The sequence below is a fragment of the Chryseobacterium indologenes genome (assembly GCF_002025665.1).
Classification (GTDB): domain Bacteria; phylum Bacteroidota; class Bacteroidia; order Flavobacteriales; family Weeksellaceae; genus Chryseobacterium; species Chryseobacterium metallicongregator.
Map to the genome: position 1 here is coordinate 1,306,829 of NZ_CP018786.1, position 15,729 is coordinate 1,322,557.

General features: G+C 33.0%; 18 protein-coding genes and 1 pseudogene. 17 read left to right on the forward strand and 2 right to left on the reverse strand.

Translation table 11 applies throughout. The features are described 5' to 3' along the window. Nucleotides 1-144 precede the first annotated feature (144 nt). Both BUE84_RS24925 and BUE84_RS06015 read left to right on the forward strand, forming a co-directional pair. Entirely contained in the window at nt 145-276 is a 132-nt protein-coding gene (locus BUE84_RS24925; RefSeq protein ID WP_262487982.1) for a hypothetical protein, read from the forward strand. A 161-nt stretch (nt 277-437) separates the two neighbouring features. Beyond that, nucleotides 438-701: a hypothetical protein gene (locus tag BUE84_RS06015; RefSeq protein ID WP_052187024.1), complete on the forward strand. Its 264-nt coding sequence runs from the start codon at nt 438-440 to the stop codon at nt 699-701. Between the two features lie 474 nt (nt 702-1,175). Here the strand turns inward: BUE84_RS06015 and BUE84_RS06020 are convergent, their stop codons facing one another. Then, on the reverse strand, nt 1,176-1,388 hold the full coding sequence (locus BUE84_RS06020; RefSeq protein ID WP_047432841.1) for a hypothetical protein: 213 nt from the start codon (nt 1,386-1,388) through the stop codon (nt 1,176-1,178). Nucleotides 1,389-2,086: 698 nt separating this feature from the next. On the opposite strand from BUE84_RS06020, the gene BUE84_RS06025 reads away from it, so the two are divergent. The 11 genes and pseudogenes from BUE84_RS06025 to BUE84_RS06080 form a co-directional block, all read left to right on the forward strand. Then, complete coding sequence (locus BUE84_RS06025; protein ID WP_047432838.1) at nt 2,087-2,803, forward strand: hypothetical protein; 717 nt, start codon at nt 2,087-2,089, stop codon at nt 2,801-2,803. Nucleotides 2,804-3,232: 429 nt separating this feature from the next. Continuing rightward, on the forward strand, nt 3,233-3,874 hold the full coding sequence (locus tag BUE84_RS06030) for a hypothetical protein (protein WP_052187023.1): 642 nt from the start codon (nt 3,233-3,235) through the stop codon (nt 3,872-3,874). Between the two features lie 29 nt (nt 3,875-3,903). Beyond that, nucleotides 3,904-4,848, forward strand: a complete 945-nt coding sequence (locus BUE84_RS06035; protein ID WP_052187022.1) for a hypothetical protein — start codon at nt 3,904-3,906, stop codon at nt 4,846-4,848. Nucleotides 4,849-5,473: 625 nt separating this feature from the next. After that, nucleotides 5,474-5,746 (forward strand): hypothetical protein, encoded by a 273-nt coding sequence (locus BUE84_RS06040; RefSeq protein ID WP_047432836.1) that lies wholly within the window; start codon nt 5,474-5,476, stop codon nt 5,744-5,746. Then, complete coding sequence (locus BUE84_RS06045; protein ID WP_047432833.1) at nt 5,724-5,933, forward strand: hypothetical protein; 210 nt, start codon at nt 5,724-5,726, stop codon at nt 5,931-5,933. Before BUE84_RS06040 ends, BUE84_RS06045 begins: the two co-directional genes overlap by 23 nt. Before the next feature lie 17 nt (nt 5,934-5,950). Next, nucleotides 5,951-6,205 carry a hypothetical protein gene (locus tag BUE84_RS06050; protein ID WP_047432831.1) on the forward strand — a complete coding sequence of 85 codons (255 nt, stop codon included), beginning with the start codon at nt 5,951-5,953 and terminating at the stop codon, nt 6,203-6,205. A gap of 286 nt (nt 6,206-6,491) precedes the next feature. Continuing rightward, a complete protein-coding gene (locus BUE84_RS06055; RefSeq protein ID WP_047432828.1) occupies nt 6,492-6,938 on the forward strand; it encodes a transposase in 447 nt (148 codons plus the stop codon). 522 nt (nt 6,939-7,460) lie between these two features. Then, the gene (locus tag BUE84_RS06065) at nt 7,461-8,225 is read left to right on the forward strand and encodes an aspartate/glutamate racemase family protein (protein ID WP_052187021.1); all 765 of its coding nucleotides are present in this window, start codon (nt 7,461-7,463) and stop codon (nt 8,223-8,225) included. Between the two features lie 57 nt (nt 8,226-8,282). Continuing rightward, nucleotides 8,283-9,221, forward strand: a complete 939-nt coding sequence (locus tag BUE84_RS06070) for a BPSS1187 family protein (RefSeq protein ID WP_052187020.1) — start codon at nt 8,283-8,285, stop codon at nt 9,219-9,221. A 296-nt stretch (nt 9,222-9,517) separates the two neighbouring features. Further along, nucleotides 9,518-10,276, forward strand: coding sequence for a nuclear transport factor 2 family protein (locus tag BUE84_RS06075; protein ID WP_047432825.1), 759 nt, complete (start codon nt 9,518-9,520; stop codon nt 10,274-10,276). A 329-nt stretch (nt 10,277-10,605) separates the two neighbouring features. Continuing rightward, nucleotides 10,606-11,089: pseudogene (locus BUE84_RS06080) on the forward strand (TonB-dependent receptor); the annotation flags it as partial. 146 nt (nt 11,090-11,235) lie between these two features. On the opposite strand, the gene BUE84_RS06085 reads toward BUE84_RS06080, so the two are convergent. Beyond that, the gene (locus BUE84_RS06085) at nt 11,236-11,637 is read right to left on the reverse strand and encodes a DUF4158 domain-containing protein (protein ID WP_079240890.1); all 402 of its coding nucleotides are present in this window, start codon (nt 11,635-11,637) and stop codon (nt 11,236-11,238) included. A gap of 485 nt (nt 11,638-12,122) precedes the next feature. On the opposite strand from BUE84_RS06085, the gene BUE84_RS24670 reads away from it, so the two are divergent. The 4 genes from BUE84_RS24670 to BUE84_RS06100 all read left to right on the forward strand — a co-directional run bounded on the left by BUE84_RS24670 (nt 12,123) and on the right by BUE84_RS06100 (nt 15,618). After that, the gene (locus BUE84_RS24670; RefSeq protein ID WP_238594375.1) at nt 12,123-12,251 is read left to right on the forward strand and encodes a recombinase family protein; all 129 of its coding nucleotides are present in this window, start codon (nt 12,123-12,125) and stop codon (nt 12,249-12,251) included. Nucleotides 12,252-12,443: 192 nt separating this feature from the next. Beyond that, a complete protein-coding gene (locus tag BUE84_RS25035; protein WP_052187019.1) occupies nt 12,444-12,677 on the forward strand; it encodes a helix-turn-helix domain-containing protein in 234 nt (77 codons plus the stop codon). 883 nt (nt 12,678-13,560) lie between these two features. Continuing rightward, nucleotides 13,561-14,289 (forward strand): hypothetical protein, encoded by a 729-nt coding sequence (locus BUE84_RS06095; protein ID WP_047432815.1) that lies wholly within the window; start codon nt 13,561-13,563, stop codon nt 14,287-14,289. Between the two features lie 192 nt (nt 14,290-14,481). Further along, on the forward strand, nt 14,482-15,618 hold the full coding sequence (locus tag BUE84_RS06100) for a hypothetical protein (protein ID WP_047432812.1): 1,137 nt from the start codon (nt 14,482-14,484) through the stop codon (nt 15,616-15,618). Nucleotides 15,619-15,729: the final 111 nt, after the last annotated feature.

Sequence of the window (15,729 nt, forward strand, 5' to 3'; positions counted from 1 at the left end):
GCTATATTTCTACTGCATGGGAATAATTTTTTGTTGTTAATGAGGTGAGGTAGTTCCATTTCAATACGTACGTATTATGTAGTATTATTTTGTTTACATCCTAAATTTAGGACTTTCTTTGAAGAATTTTTAAAACAACAAAGAATGAAAAAAATTGCACTACCTTTAGCTGTTATTTTTACCTCAATAACACACTTGCAGGTAAGAATCAATACAGCGAGCCCTACACAAACCTTTAATGCTGCTGAAGATCTCACTAAAGAAACTTCGATATAATCCTATAATACTTATTTGGGATTTAGTCCTATGGCTCCTACCCATACCCAAACGATCCCGTTGATTTTAGAAAACGGATATCTTACTAAACTTACTGGGACCTCTGTAGGTACTGTAGGCGGAGTTATGGTAGATTTATTTATTTTATAGGAACTTCCTATTTGGGGGCTACTTTGCAGGCAAGAGCAAAAACTGACAATACTACCTATGCAACAGTGACGTTGTCTAGCAGCCAATCTGTTTTCGGAAAACCTCTCGAATGGCTTGCCAATGCAGGAAATAACCCTAGTTTTCCGACTGCCGGACATACATTGAGCTATTCTAACGGACAGATTAGTGTGACTTTTGTAGATTTTCCCATCTATTATCCTAACGCAGGCTTATTCGTTATTTATACTACAGATAAGATAAAGCAGACCAGCTAATCATAAGTCAGTATTAGGTATAACAAAAAACTATTTTTTTGAATTACCATTATTTTAGAAAAAATGTAGAAGAGGAGAACAATACTTCCAGCGGGTAGTAAGCAAAGAATTTAGTTGAGCTCAAAATTTTTTAAGATTAGAGACTCAGGTAACACTTTACACGGAGCTAATGCAGGATGTGCAGTGTGCTCCAACCGCCGCCATTCATATTGACAAATGCAGGATTATAATATTTTTGCAAATCTGTTTTGCTGGATTTATCTTTCTTTATAATACAGTTGCAATTTAATGAGAAAACCGGTTTCCCTGCCGGTTTTTTTAGCAGTGATAGTCATTTATGGGGACAGAATATTAGGCGAGCTGTCTTTATAAATTAGAGTTCACACAATGGTCTAAAAATAGGATAACAGATTCTTAAATGATAAAGAGGGAAATAGCTTCCTCAATATTCTTTTTGGTATGTATAATTGTAATCTACCAGCCTGGTGCAGGAGAGAGAAAGGTAATCCCATCCTGTAAGTTTTTGAAGATCCAGCCTAGGAAATAAAGTCCTTTACTTGTTGAGCTGATATTTGGTGTTACAACAGTATCGGGAGAAATTGTTCCTACTCCTACGTTTCCGATTGAGGTAACCAAAATCATTGGCTTATTGTACTCCTGTTGGAGGATTACCTTCGTTTTTTTCATGTGAAATATTCCATTGAAGGTTATGGGTATTGATGCCCACCTGGACCTTACTATATAAGAGAGTTAAAGCGTAGTAAGTATTATGATTTTTTCATTTTAAAGTGAATTTTATAATTAATTAATGTCATGTTTGTAATGCAGAGGAAACGTGAAACACAGTGTGAAATAAGTATATGTACGTATTTAAGAATAAATAATATTTTTGATAAACAAAACTCTTTTAGTGTTTTGTTTATTGAGTAACGGGTAATATTAACAATATTTCAGGGAGATAATAAATAATTGATAATTAAGAAAACTGAAGCTTTTATAAGCAGGTACTTTATATTAGTATAGCAGCTTTTTTGTTTTATAAGTAGGTATTACGTATTTCTATAGTTGTTAACTTAATGTTTTTACATGAAATTGCATGAAATAAATTAGAAGATTAGCACTGTTTTTACTCATATAGTAAAATTCAATAAAAAGAGAGAAATCTACTATTCCTCCGATCATTTTTTTTTCAAAATACTTTTTTTATTCATTTTTTCCCAGGTCGGAGGAATTATTAACCACAAGGATTCGTAGTTTCTTATAGTTTAAATGAACGACCCTGCTGAATAAACAGGCTTTCATAAAAAAAGGAGGAGGTTTTTATTGTGCAGAAACAGATTATTGTGTAAGAATAAAAATATAATCATAATTAAAACAAACATAAGATGGAAAAAGAATTTAATCCTGTGATAAAAGCAGTTCAAGGTTTAAGAAAGCTGGCTGTAGAAATTAAATTTACGAACCAGGAGATGCGCACCAGTGATCATCAGATAAGGCTGAATATTGGGGAATGTGGAAAATTAATTGCGTCTACAAATAATGGTATGGTTATTAATTTGTGGATAAGAGAGAAAGAACATTTATTGGAAAATTTGGATCACCAGCTTAGAATCCTCGAAAAAATTGAAGAAAAGTTTAAAAACAGAGATGCTGCCAATTTGGTAGAGGACTGGGAAATGACTGAATATTATAAAGATTTGATTATGAATAGTATTGGAGGGCTAAAAGAAGCTGGGGATGTAATTTTTGTTGGTGAAAGCCTTGATAAATGGAATGATATCTGGACAGAAGTTTTTAAGACCTTAGATAATATCTTATCAATAACTGAAACTTATAAGCTAAAACTCAAACTGATGGAAACATTAGATCCGGGAGAAGTGGATGTTTTAACGATGGATATCATTAAGCATATTCCGTTACATTATTCTGATGAAGATGCTCTGCAATATGAAAAGGAATATTTATTGGCTTATCATGAATTAAAAGAATCTCAATCTAAGAAAAAAAATATTTGGGATAAAGTGATGGATATTCTGGCTGGAGGTATTGAAGAAACGCCAGCTCATAGAGTTCAGATGAAGAGATGGATGGAAGGAGTTTAGGGTACTTTTTAATCAATTTAAATGTCTTTGAATAAGCCGCAGAATTTTTCTTCGGCTTTTTTTGTAAGATTTTTGGAATGAGCAAAGAAGAGATTCTGGATTTATTAGGTGTCCTTATAAATTTTCCAGAATGTGTCTATTGACTATTATTTTTATAATCTATAATCAGGCAGATTCAAATTTTAGACTTTCTTATTGACAAGATTATTTTTTCTATCTATAAATACCAGTAGCAGAAATGATATTTTTCTGGACCTGTAATGTATAAATACATAGAATAATTCAATTTACATCAGTAAATATTTATATTTATTGGTTTGATTTATAGGTGTTTATGTTGTTTTAGTAACAATACGCATATATTACGTATTGCTGTTTTATGTGAATATCTTATTTATTCATTCTATTTGTTGAACAAAAACATGTTATATGAAAAAATTATTTTTAATGGCTGCATCGATTTGTTATCCAATTGCTTACTCTCAGGTAGGTGTCAATACAAACATGCCTGATGCTACTTTAGATATTAAAGCGCAGAATGCTACTGGTTCTATGAGAAGTGTAGACGGATTATTAATCCCCAGGGTAGACAGGGAAAGAGCTATGAACATGTCCCCTGTTAAGGCTTCTACGCTTATTTATGTTGATAATATAAGTACTGGTACTGCAACGGGTCAGGCTTCTAATGTTGATTCGTTTGGATTCTACTATTTTGATGAGAATCTGGGTAAATGGATAAAATTAAATGGAGGAAGTAGTACAAGTGCTACACAGCAACCATTTACTGCGATGACCAATCTTTCATCAGGTACTTTTAATATGTCCGCAAATAACAACCAGCAAGGGGTGACTCTTTTTGAATTCAATATTTCGAATGGCAATCTGATGATGCCTCCGGCAAATGCCTATAAGGACAGGACCATTTCAATAAGAAATAGTGCAGATGCAGCATTTGGATTTACATTTCAGGAAGCATATGTTACCAATCAGATCGCCGTATCGTTATTAACAACCCGATCAATTATGTTTCACAGTGATGGAACCAGATGGTATCAGACGGCTGGCTTTTAATATAAACTAGATAAAAAATAAACAATACAATGAAAAAAATATTATTAGGCATCGTACTGATGCTATCAGGTTATTTTGTACAGGCACAAATAGGCACCAATCAGAATGTTGAGAATACATTATCAAATTCCAATTTTTTTATGGATGCAAGTAAATTTAACAACTATGCAAACAGCATTGGAAAAGGATTGGGCTTTCCCAGGGTGGATCTTACGAAGTTTAAATTTGATGTATCAGTAATCAATAATGTACAGATATTATCAGATTTTGATGGAATGATGGTATATAACTACGGTAGCGGAAGTACAATGTTAAACGAGGGACAGCAGGTTGCAGTGACTCCCGGATTTTATTATTTTTCCAATCCTGCAGCTTCGGGAACTATAAGTAATGGAAAATGGGTGCGTCTACTCACAGATATTAAATCGGTTGTATCAGATCTTAAGATTCCCACAAATGTTTTGTATGCCAGAGGAACTTCTACCTCATGGAAGGCAGGATCCAATACTCGAAACCCACTCTGGTTTGATGTAACGGATCATATCAATAATGAATATATCACCAGAGTGAATCAAGAAAAATTTTTGATAAATAAGGGAGGATTATATACCTTTGATGTTCGGGCGAACTTTTCAGATATTCCTGAGAGAGCAGTTTCGTTTACATTTGATGCTTCAGGTACAGGCTTCACACAGGCTTTGCAGAATACATTGAAGCTTTTTGCTAAGGCAATACAGATGACAGCGGATTACGGGTCCTCAACTAGTGGTGTAGCATTGGGGTTGGACGCAGGAGTTCAAAGTTTAAGTTTTGCAGGTAGCCGATTTCTAGAATCAAAGGGATATACTTTTATAGCTACAACAATCAAATTAAACCCAGGGGATACTTTTAATCTGTCAACAGTTATGGCTAAGCCTGGATACTACAGAGAAGCAGGATGTTATATTTCTGTAATGTATACGCCAATACCATAGTTCGAAAAGGTTCTAAAAACTATATAAATGATGAGAAAGATTAATGTAGAGGCCATCCAAAGAAAATCAGTTTCCCTGCTGATTTTCTTTTTTAATCGGTTTATGCAATCGGATTGGTGCTATCTTTTCAGATCATAAATAGTGCGAACGTATGAATAGAACATAAAAGATTTGAATAGTAGATTTAATTGGTCAATCCGTAGGTGATACATGATAATCTTTAACTTTAATAAGCGCTCAATCAAAACGGTAGAGATAAAAACTACAAGGACAATTGATTCACTATAATGTTAGGTTTTGTTGATCTTAAATTATTTCCACTGCTGATGGATATATAGAAATAGCGTTCTTATAACTTGTTATAATCAATCCGATGAGAAATAACTTATAAAGAATGCTCTGATATTATTGTGGCTCCTACCACAAAAGATATAGAATTATGCTGAAGTTGTGTAGAAAATGCTGGCAAAAAATTAGCAGTACAAGTTTTGTTTAATACTGGTTACTCTATATCTACTGCGTTGATGTATTTTTTAATTCATATCGGCTTAAGTAGATTATACGCATGTTGTTTTTTGACTTCTAAAGTAATTTTCACGTAGCTTGCTTCAAATAAATCACAAAAATGAGAAAATTAAAAATTCGGGTTGCTATTTTCATAGCCATCATTCCTTCAGTTGTATATGGACAGGTGGGTATCAATACAAAAGATCCCAGTGAATCGCTGGACGTAAATGGAAAGGTGAAAATTCGTAATCTGCAAACGCTGGCAAGTTCTACGGTTTACCCGTTGCATGCCGATGAAAATGGAGTTATAGGAAGGGCTAATCTCTCACCACAGTCACAAATAGCTTTTATACATCCAGTGATGAATTTTGGTTTCCAAAACAAATTATAATTCCGGGGAGGAGCAGATTGTACCCATACAGTCTTCTCATGCATCACTGAATACATTAGGGACTGTGCTTTCATCAGCAGGAAATGTCTTAATTAATCAAACAGGGACCTATATGATTTCAGGATCAATTACTCCACAGCTGACCATCAACAATGATGGAAATGGATTTTATTTACATGGCTGTTAATATTGAAATCAGCTCCAATGGAGAAGGGTTGTGGTCATCTGTATCAGGAGGGAGAGCTATATATATTTACAAGAGTAGATCCGGGGCTAATGAGAAACTATGTATTTACCATCCCTTCAGTAACAGTACAATTAACTGCCGGTGACAGGCTAAGAATTAAGTTTTATAGAACTAAAGCATCCAATACGTTACAAGGGTCAACGGTAAGTGCTATAAGTTTGGGAGCCGGGTTTGGAGCACCTACTTATACACTGGCGATAACAAAACTGTAGTTTCATAAATCATTGTCTTATTCTTGCAGAATATTGACAGATACGTACTTTATACGTATCATCGTTTTGTTTGAAATGAAAAATTAGTGGTAATTTGTATTTGTACTTAATTGGGCGATTATAACCAATTTAAGGACGAAGAAATTGTTGTTATTTATTGGTTTGTAACTAATAGTATGCTATTGAAAAACAGAAAAAGAATTGAAATTTTAAGAATTTATTTGTTTGATTTTGTACGACCTCAAATCACTAAATAACTGAGAAATTTAACATAAAACATTAAAACATGAGTGTTAATTTTAAAAATATTCATATTGGTTCAATGGTTAAGCAAAGGACCATTGAGCTGGACATCGATATTTCGCGTATTTGTAATTTCTTTAAGTGCAGTGCTGATGAAGTTGAAACAATGTTTCTGCAGGAGGATTTACCTACCAATATCTTGTTGAACTGGAGTAAATTATTAGAGTATGATTTTTTTAGACCATATTCACAACACCTGATTTTATTCTCACCACCAGCAAAAAAAAATGACAGTGACATAGAAAAAAGTAGCACTCAGCTGCCTCAATTTAGAAAGAATCTATATACTAAAGAAGTGATTGATTTTATTTTAGAACTTGTCAATTCACACCAAAAGACAAAAAGACAGATTATTGATGAGTATAGAATTCCTAAAACGACCCTTTATAAGTGGATTATGAAATATAATAAAAAGGAGATAGAAGAATAAAAATAAATTGATTAAAAGTCGATTTGTCTGCCATTTACTTCATCCAGGTAGTAGGTTTTTATGATGGGATGAAATTTTTTGGTAGTTATAAACAACCTATAAAAAATAACATGAATAATTTACAACCTAATTATAAGTTAATTTATCAGGATATTATAGCTAAAAAATATCCTGATAAAAAATCCAAATGTGATGGTATCCTTAATAAGAATGAACTGTCTGTGCTGGATGTTATCAAATTGAATAATATCATCTTTGATAATATCAATAATGAACCTAGTAAATCAAATCAAAGACTACGCTCATATGATAAGATAACAATACTTCAAATATTGGATTATCAAAAAATACATCGGTTGAATAACACTGAAATTGCAATGAAGTTTAACATGAGTAGAAATACGATCAGTAAGTGGAAGAAATTTTTTTAATAAACCGGTAATTTTGATTTTGGAGGATGTTCGATTAGTTTTGAAAAAAAATAATAAATAGTTAAACAGTTTTAATAGAAAATAAAAATGTATGGCTGATACGATCAAATCATTCGTTTCTTCTCAAAATAATGATCCAATTATTCGGCATACCCCGTTAAAAAGATTGGGTCTTATTGGAGGGATTTCGTGGCATTCAACTGTAGAATATTATAGTTACCTCAATCAAATAGTCAATAATTATTTTAATAACAATACAAACCCTCCTCTTATATTAGTCAATCTTGATCAGTATAATATACATTCTTTACAACGGTTGGGCAGATGGGATTTAATAGCCAAAACGCTGATTGAAGCTTGTGATAAATTACAGCAAGCGGGAGCTTCTTCGATTATTTTTTGTGCTAATACACCCCATAAGGTATATGATGAGGTACAACGGCGCAGCGCAATTCCTATACTACATATTGCTCACGCAATAGGAATGAACATTAAGAAAAGAGAACTTTGTAAGGTTGGGTTAATTGGGACGATATTTACTATGGAAGAATCGTTTATTACAAAAATATTGAAAGATGATTATAATATTATGGTGATCGTACCTGAAAAAGAAGAGAACAGGAAAAGACTCCATACAATAATACAAAAAGAATTATCTCGCGGGATTATAAACCCTGAAACAAAAAAATATATACTGGATCAGCTTATGTTACTGGAAAAAAAAGGAGCAGAAGGGATAATACTCGGATGTACAGAGTTTCCACTTATTATAAAGCAAAATGATTTGGAAATTCCAATATTCAATACAACATTAATGCATGCTCAAATGGGAGCAGACTTTATACTTGGACTTTAGTACTAACATTATAGTATTTTAAGGGTTTACTATGTTAATTTTAATATTCAAATAATAATGAAGAAAAAGATTTTATTTGCGGTGATTTATCCGCTGGTTTTATTGATGTTTATGATGAGCCCAGTTATCAGAATGACCGCACAAAACAGCAAAATTGATTCAGACACCTATAAAACACTTAGAATAAAACCCAGCGATGCTGATCCCAGTGTACGAAATTGGGATAGTGTGCACGTTGTGTACTATGATAGAGCCATTAAAAATAATAAGATATTATTATGGCTTACCGGCACCAATGGATCAACTAATCATATGCCACAAAGTTTTTTTAAAACAGCATTAGATCAGGGATATAGAATTATAGCCCTTTCTTTTATCAGTACACCCGGGGTTTCACAGATCTGTGTTGGTAACAAACTCGATGAAGATATAAACTGTGCCGCTGAGTTTCGTAGAAAACGAATTTATGGTGACAATATTTTCTCATCTATTCCGGATCAATATCAGGATGCTATTGTACCTCGCTTGATCAAGCTTCTACAGTATCTGTCAAAAAACGATAAGGAAGGAGATTGGTCGCAATATTTAGATCAGAATACCACTAAACCGATATGGAGTAAGATTGCTATTGCAGGCCAATCTCAAGGTGGTGGCATGGCTGAATTTATTGCTCAGCATGAATCAGTTGCGAGAGTACTTAGCTTTTCCGGAGGGTGGGATTATAGCAATTCAAGAATGAAAAAAATTGCCGGATGGTATTCTCAGAAGCTGATCACAGCGCGTGAAAATATTTTCGCAACTTATCATGTACAAGAATTGGCAGCTGTACAGCTGGCTGAAATATGCAAAACATTAAATATACCTTCAGACAATGTTTTTGCCTTGGATGAGCCCCTCCAGAAACAAAAAAAAGGCAATAATCCATTTCATACTGAAGGGATTGCAAATCCTGTATATAAAAATATATGGATAAAAATGCTTGGTTCAGGATTGTAGGGAATTCCTCCTTTGAGCTAAATTTTGAAAGTGAAAACAATTAACATGGAAAGCTTTAACCAATAAAGGATTCGGTGTGTTGGAAACTATATAAATGACAAAAATTGAGACTGTTCCAAATGTCTATATGATGTATTGGAAAAAAATCGGGGGCACAGTAACCCGCTTGGTAGATTTTGAAATGGGCTTGTCATATAGTAATATTATCAGTCCTTAGCATAATTCTGAATTTAAAAGGAACATTTTTCATTACTAGGTAAAATATAGGAAATTTAATAATTAACAAATAATAAAAAATGAACAATAAACAAAAAGTAGCAGAATTACTAAAATCAATCGAAACAGATGCAGCAGAGCCAATTTCATACATTAATGGCGATAAATACAAACAACATAATTTAGCTGTTGGTGACGGATTAGCAGGCTTTGGTGAAATATTACAGATGCTTCCACCAAACTCTGCAAAAGTAAATACCGTGCGTATTTTTGAAGACGGTAACTATATTTTTTCACATACTGATTACAATTTCTTTGGGCCAAAAATAGGGTTTGATATTTTCCTTTTCGAAGATGGAAAAATTGTAGAACACTGGGATAATTTACAAGAAACTTCTGGACCCAATCCAAGCGGACATACAATGACGGACGGTGAAACTGAAGTTAAAGATCTTGACAAAACTGAAATCAACAAAATATTGTCCGGAAATTTTGTGAATGATATTTTGGTAAACGGAAAAATGGAAAGACTTTCAGTGTATATTGATGATAACAATTACATACAGCACAACCCTCAAATTGGAGATGGACTGTCAGGTTTAAAGAAAGCTTTAGAATATATGGCTTTGCAAGGTATTATTATGAAATATGACAAAGTACATAAAATTTTAGGCGAAGGGAATTTTGTACTAACAATTAGTGAGGGATCGTTTGGAGGCAGACAAACTTCGTTTTATGATTTGTTTCGGATTGAAGATGGAAAAATAGTTGAACATTGGGATACCATAGAAACCATTCCAGCAAAAGGGAACTGGAAAAATAACAACGGAAAATTTTAACAGGTAGCTACAGCTAACAAGTATGACGTAGTACAGCTGATTAATTTGAGTAGGATATTCTCTAAATTAATTTATCCTATAGTCAGAAGATAGCCCTATAGCAATTTTTTTATATTGTGGAACTTAATTTATACAATGAAGAAGACACTACAATAAATCTTATACAAGTCATAAGACTCTGATTTAAAATCAAAATTGGGGTGTAGGAATGATTATTATCGCTGAGTCAAAATAATCATAATATTGCAGCGTTATTTTTTATAAAGTTTATTAATAATATTAATAAGAAATTCTAAAACATTGAAAAAAAAGTTTTACCGCTAAGCCTTATGGTCCCTGTATTGTTTTTCTCCCAACAAAGGAAAAAAATAGCAACCACTAAAATTATCGATATAGAGGAAGTTATCGTCCGGAAAAAAGCAACAGGAAGAACCAATGACCTTAGTAACGTAAGAATTTTAGTGAAAGAGGCAAAATCAGTAGCTTCTGATAATGGTGGGATTGAAGAACTGCTTAAAAACATTACCTTCTGTAAACTCCAACTCTGAGCTGTCTTCACAATATATGGTCCGTGGTAGAAACTATGATGAAAACCTGATCTACATTAAGAATATTGAGATCTACAGACCTTTTCTGATCAGAAATTCACAACAGGAAGGAATGAGAATCATTAATACTGATATGGTCTCTGCAGTGAATTTCTCTGCTGGGGGATGTAAAGCTAAATATAGTAATAAAATGTCTTCTGCTTTAAATATCTATTACTGTGAACCTGAAAAATTTAAAGTTTCAGGTGAGGCAAGTTTAATTGGAATAAAGCATATTAAAATCAAGTATCTGTTGTCTCTTCTGGATATTTGAAAAATTTATGTGCGAATTACAATTGTACATAATATTCAATTGTTTTGGGGCTAATATCTAATCGATCAGTAATTTTGCTGATTTTAGAATATAAATGTTTAAAATATTGGTAGTCTTTTATATTTTCTCTGATATCCCAAATCGTAACGTTTTATTAGGGGGGTAAGCTTTGCTAAATAATAAACATGAGATTCTTGTTCTTTAATAAATAATTTATTTAACAAGTCCACCACACTGGGGTAAATGTAGGTGAACAATAAATGATACTCATTATCTAGGCTTTTACCGGCCTGTTGTATTATAATTGATAAAGCATTGTAAGTTGGAATTTCAATTCGATGGTCTTGAAGGTATTCTATTAATATCCAAAAAATACTGTCAGAACTTTTTTGTTTTTTAAATAGTCGGACAGCTTCATTCATTAACTGTTGTTTTTCTTTGTGCCTAAAAAAACTAATCCCAAAATGTTCGATTATTATTTTCTTATAGCGATGATTAATTGCTTTATGATAGTTTCACCAATCCAATATTTTTATATCAACTTCATTCCACTTACAAATGGTTCCAATATTTTCCTTATAAAATGTATTGATGAAGAAAAATTTACTTGATATTTTAAAATTAACCATATCGCAAAATAAACCCAACAATATTCATAGGGGGCATCTAATGTTTTGAAATAGCTTGGGATCCCCAAAACAGCACGCCTATCTTTCCAGTCAATTTGGGAGGATGGTCATATGATAACTGTTGTTTTTTAGGCAATATTTCTGCTCGCATTATACTTTAACGCATGTAATAAATTTTCAATATCAAATTATGACGTTACTTTGAAACAGAGTGTTCATTTTCGCAAAAATCCTAAGTTTTCAAAAGAATTTAAATTTTAATGAAAATGGTTCTATGAACAAACTTCATTTTTCGCAAAAGTTATATGCATATATAGCGTGTTTTGCAATAACTTTTGTGAAAATTAAGTTATAAAATGAAAATAGGATATGCCCGGGTTTCTACCCAAGATCAGAACTTAAATATCCAGTTACAAGAACTGGAGAAAGCGGGCAGCAAAAATCATTTCAGGAGAAAATCTCCGGAATGGACTGTAAGAGAATAGAATTGGAAAAGATAATGGAACAACTTCGAGAAGTTATCAGATTATTATTTTGAAACTTGATAAGTAAGCGAGGTCTACCAAAGGACTTTTAAATATTTGCGAAAAAATTAATCATACAGGAACTTCTTTCCAATCCTTATCGGAGTCGTGGGCTGATTCTGCTAATCCTGGAGGAAAAAGTTTGAAAGAGAGTTGATTATTGAAAGAATTTCAGCTGGCAGAAAGCTTGCACAAGAAAATGGAATTGAATTTGGAAGATCCAGGAAATTTACTTCTGAACAGATTAAGACTGTTAAAACTCTTATTAACAGTGGACGTTCTGTTAAAAAGGTAGCTGAAGCATTCAATGTTCATTCTGCTACAATTTATAGAATTTTGCAAAAACTGAATGAGGAGCAAAAGGTAAAGTATGTTCTGATGTTTTAAATAAGATTTAGTGCTTGGCTTGGCATTTATATCCAATTCTAAAACAAAGGATGATTCTTTCTCCCTGAATAGATCAGTATTTTATAATGTAAAATGGTTGAAATTTATAGAGGCTGGTTGAAGTGGTAGCCTCTATATGATAATTGTTTCACATTTAAGCTAAGCCATCATAAAAATCTGTATTGTTATTTCTTTGCACAATACCATTCTTTCTTTTTTCAAAGATATAATCTTCATTAAAAATTAAATAATATTCTTCATCAGGATAAATATTATTAGCTATTTTATAAATCAGAAAGGAAACCTGAAATAAGGCAACTCCAGTGTTTTGTAAAGATTACCGCTTGAAAATTTAATGAAGTGATTTTAGAACAACCATCTTTTAAATAGTCTTGTTAAGTTAGGCATTAATACTCATGTTAGTAATGAAATGATTGTCAGGCTTACAAAAAGCACTTTTATACTTAGTGGAAGTGATGGTAAAAGCCTTCCTTAAAATTCTAATAATAATATTTCCATTGGAAATACAGTAACTCAGGTAAGGATTGCCATTTTCCATTTTGGAGGCCTTTTGTTTCTGTCTCAGGTGTTGTAAATCAAAAATTTATTCCTTCTTGGTGCTCCATTTCATTTTCTGAAATTGATTTTATCTCATTTAATGCCAATTTGCTATCGTCAGAATTCATCCCAACTAATAAATTATTTGATAGACCGAATTTAAAAACAAGATGTATTCTTTTACAAACGTAGGAGCTCGTTTATTGTCTTAACATTCAGCTTTTTATTGTAGTCAAGTCAACTTACGTACATAATACGTATCATGATTTCAGGTAAAAGCTCTCTTTTTTTTCAACTTGTAGTGAATAATTAAAAATACAAATCAATGAGAACTCTTATCTTATTAGCCATGGGGCTAACTTTCACAAACGTTTACTCACAAGTGGGAATTAATACAGGAACTCCTCAGAAAACTTTTCATGTTAATGGATCACTACAAGTTGTGAATGAATTAAATGTAGGGGGTACATCTTCTACAGCTGGTTCAGCTGGTATTGCTGGTCAGGTACTTAAGTCCAGTGGACCGGGCGCAGCCCCCACCTGGCAAAATATTGCCGGTGTACCTAATTCTACGGGAACTGTAATTGTAGTGAACGGAGAATTTATAGTCGCTCAGGAAATCGTTGTACAGTTAACTGCTGATTATACAATGAGTGGTGCAACAGCATTTCCGATCGGAAACCTGTCTAATGAGATTATCGACAATGAAAGTCGATATTTCGGAAATGCGGCGGCTAACTCGTTTACAATACCTGCGGATGGAATCTATCAGGTTACTATGAATGCGCAGTTATCAACAACCAATGGAACGAGCCCTGTTATTGGAATTTGGAATGATACTACCAATAAGTGGGTTGCACGGGTCAATGATTACTTTACAGCTCCGAATGGAGATTTACAAACCTATACACTGTTAACTTCCATTTCTATGATGGCTTCTCATAAGTACTCATTTAGGATTGCTAATACAGCTAATACCACTGTAAAATTTATTAGTAGTGGAACTACGGGATCCGGACCTATTACTCAAATGTCTTTGAAGCGATTAAGATAGAATACGTAACTGCATTAGACTACCTGATGTAGAAGTATTTAGAAGAGATTGATATGTTCTGTTTTCAGCAGCCTATAATAGCATTATCCTAAAATTCTTAAGAAAAACAAAGATTTAGAACTAAATCATATCACATCAGATACCTAAGTTTATTAAAGACAAAATTACCTTTAACCTATAAAAACATAAATGATGTCTACAAAAATTTTATGCTGGAATATTGAAAGATTCGGATCACAGACCCTATTAAATAGCTATGCAAGAGAGCCTTCAACTTTACAAAGATATAGACGTGATTATATTTTATCAAACTGTTATATGCTTGATCCTGATATTTTTATTGTAATTGAAGTGGTTACTAATAAGGGGTTAGCCGGCAGTCTGATTCCGTATGGTCGCAGTGCTTATACCGGACTGACAATGATATTAGACAGGCTTAAAAGGCTCAATACGAACTGGTGTCTTGTACCACCTTTGCGGCTGAATGAAAATTTGCAGGATAAATTCTCATCTTATTCTGAATCAATTGGTGTTTTTTTCAGGAATGACAGGCTTGATTTTATAGGACCCTATATTTGGCCGGCTGATCATCATCATGAAGCAAAAACTTCAAAACGTGAGGGATCGGTTAACCGAGGTCCTTATCCTCCTGGTTTTGATGATTTTTTGCCAGACCGTAATTATTTCGCTGCAAAAGTTGAGTTTCACGATAAAAATAATCAACTCATTACTTTTCCTGACGCGCCATCAAGAAGACCTTATCTGACTCGTTTTCATGAGCGCCAGGGTGAATATCGTAATATATCACTATTTAATATTCATCTTCCTGTTATTCCTGATATTGCCGAAACAGCATTAAAAAGGCTTTTGAAGCATATTGATCAGGAGCCTGCCTATAATAATGATATAAAAGTAATTGCCGGTGATCTTAATATTGATCTTGCAGAAAATTTTGGACTCAACGGGCAAATTTCAGATTTGGGGTATAAAATTGGTATAAATCCCCGCTCACACGAAAAAGATAAAATTAAAACGACTTTTAAGAAAAGAAATGAAGCAATTCCTTTAATTCCCCCTTTGATAAGTGGATATACAACCAGCTTTGTAGATAATTTTATAATCAAGGGGACACTAAATCATAATCCCAGCATACTTTCAAAAACAATAAACAGAGTATTTACGGGAACTGATAAAAGGATGCATGATACTTTAGAAGATATTATGCGTATCGGTGATATTCATGCAAGGTATGAGAAATTCCGGAACTATGAAAATTATGGACATATCAGACATACCAGTGATCATATGCCCATCTTGCTAGAAATATAATAGCTGATCTAGTGTTGAAAAACTATATAAACAAAAGAAGAACTGAACTTCTGTTCTATGTAAATGATCAAATCAATAAACTAAAAAGAAGATTCATGCGTCACTATTATC

Bases quoted from the DNA above. Each gene is read 5' to 3' on its own strand.
- BUE84_RS24925 (WP_262487982.1), top strand. From the start codon at position 145: ATGAAAAAAATTGCACTACCTTTAGCTGTTATTTTTACCTCAATAACA.
- BUE84_RS06020 (WP_047432841.1), bottom strand. From the start codon at position 1,388: ATGAAAAAAACGAAGGTAATCCTCCAACAGGAGTACAATAAGCCAATG.
- BUE84_RS06025 (WP_047432838.1), top strand. From the start codon at position 2,087: ATGGAAAAAGAATTTAATCCTGTGATAAAAGCAGTTCAAGGTTTAAGA.
- BUE84_RS06030 (WP_052187023.1), top strand. From the start codon at position 3,233: ATGAAAAAATTATTTTTAATGGCTGCATCGATTTGTTATCCAATTGCT.
- BUE84_RS06035 (WP_052187022.1), top strand. From the start codon at position 3,904: ATGAAAAAAATATTATTAGGCATCGTACTGATGCTATCAGGTTATTTT.
- BUE84_RS06040 (WP_047432836.1), top strand. From the start codon at position 5,474: ATGAGAAAATTAAAAATTCGGGTTGCTATTTTCATAGCCATCATTCCT.
- BUE84_RS06050 (WP_047432831.1), top strand. From the start codon at position 5,951: ATGGAGAAGGGTTGTGGTCATCTGTATCAGGAGGGAGAGCTATATATA.
- BUE84_RS06055 (WP_047432828.1), top strand. From the start codon at position 6,492: ATGAGTGTTAATTTTAAAAATATTCATATTGGTTCAATGGTTAAGCAA.
- BUE84_RS06065 (WP_052187021.1), top strand. From the start codon at position 7,461: ATGGCTGATACGATCAAATCATTCGTTTCTTCTCAAAATAATGATCCA.
- BUE84_RS06070 (WP_052187020.1), top strand. From the start codon at position 8,283: ATGAAGAAAAAGATTTTATTTGCGGTGATTTATCCGCTGGTTTTATTG.
- BUE84_RS06075 (WP_047432825.1), top strand. From the start codon at position 9,518: ATGAACAATAAACAAAAAGTAGCAGAATTACTAAAATCAATCGAAACA.
- BUE84_RS24670 (WP_238594375.1), top strand. From the start codon at position 12,123: ATGAAAATAGGATATGCCCGGGTTTCTACCCAAGATCAGAACTTAAAT.
- BUE84_RS06095 (WP_047432815.1), top strand. From the start codon at position 13,561: ATGAGAACTCTTATCTTATTAGCCATGGGGCTAACTTTCACAAACGTT.
- BUE84_RS06100 (WP_047432812.1), top strand. From the start codon at position 14,482: ATGTCTACAAAAATTTTATGCTGGAATATTGAAAGATTCGGATCACAG.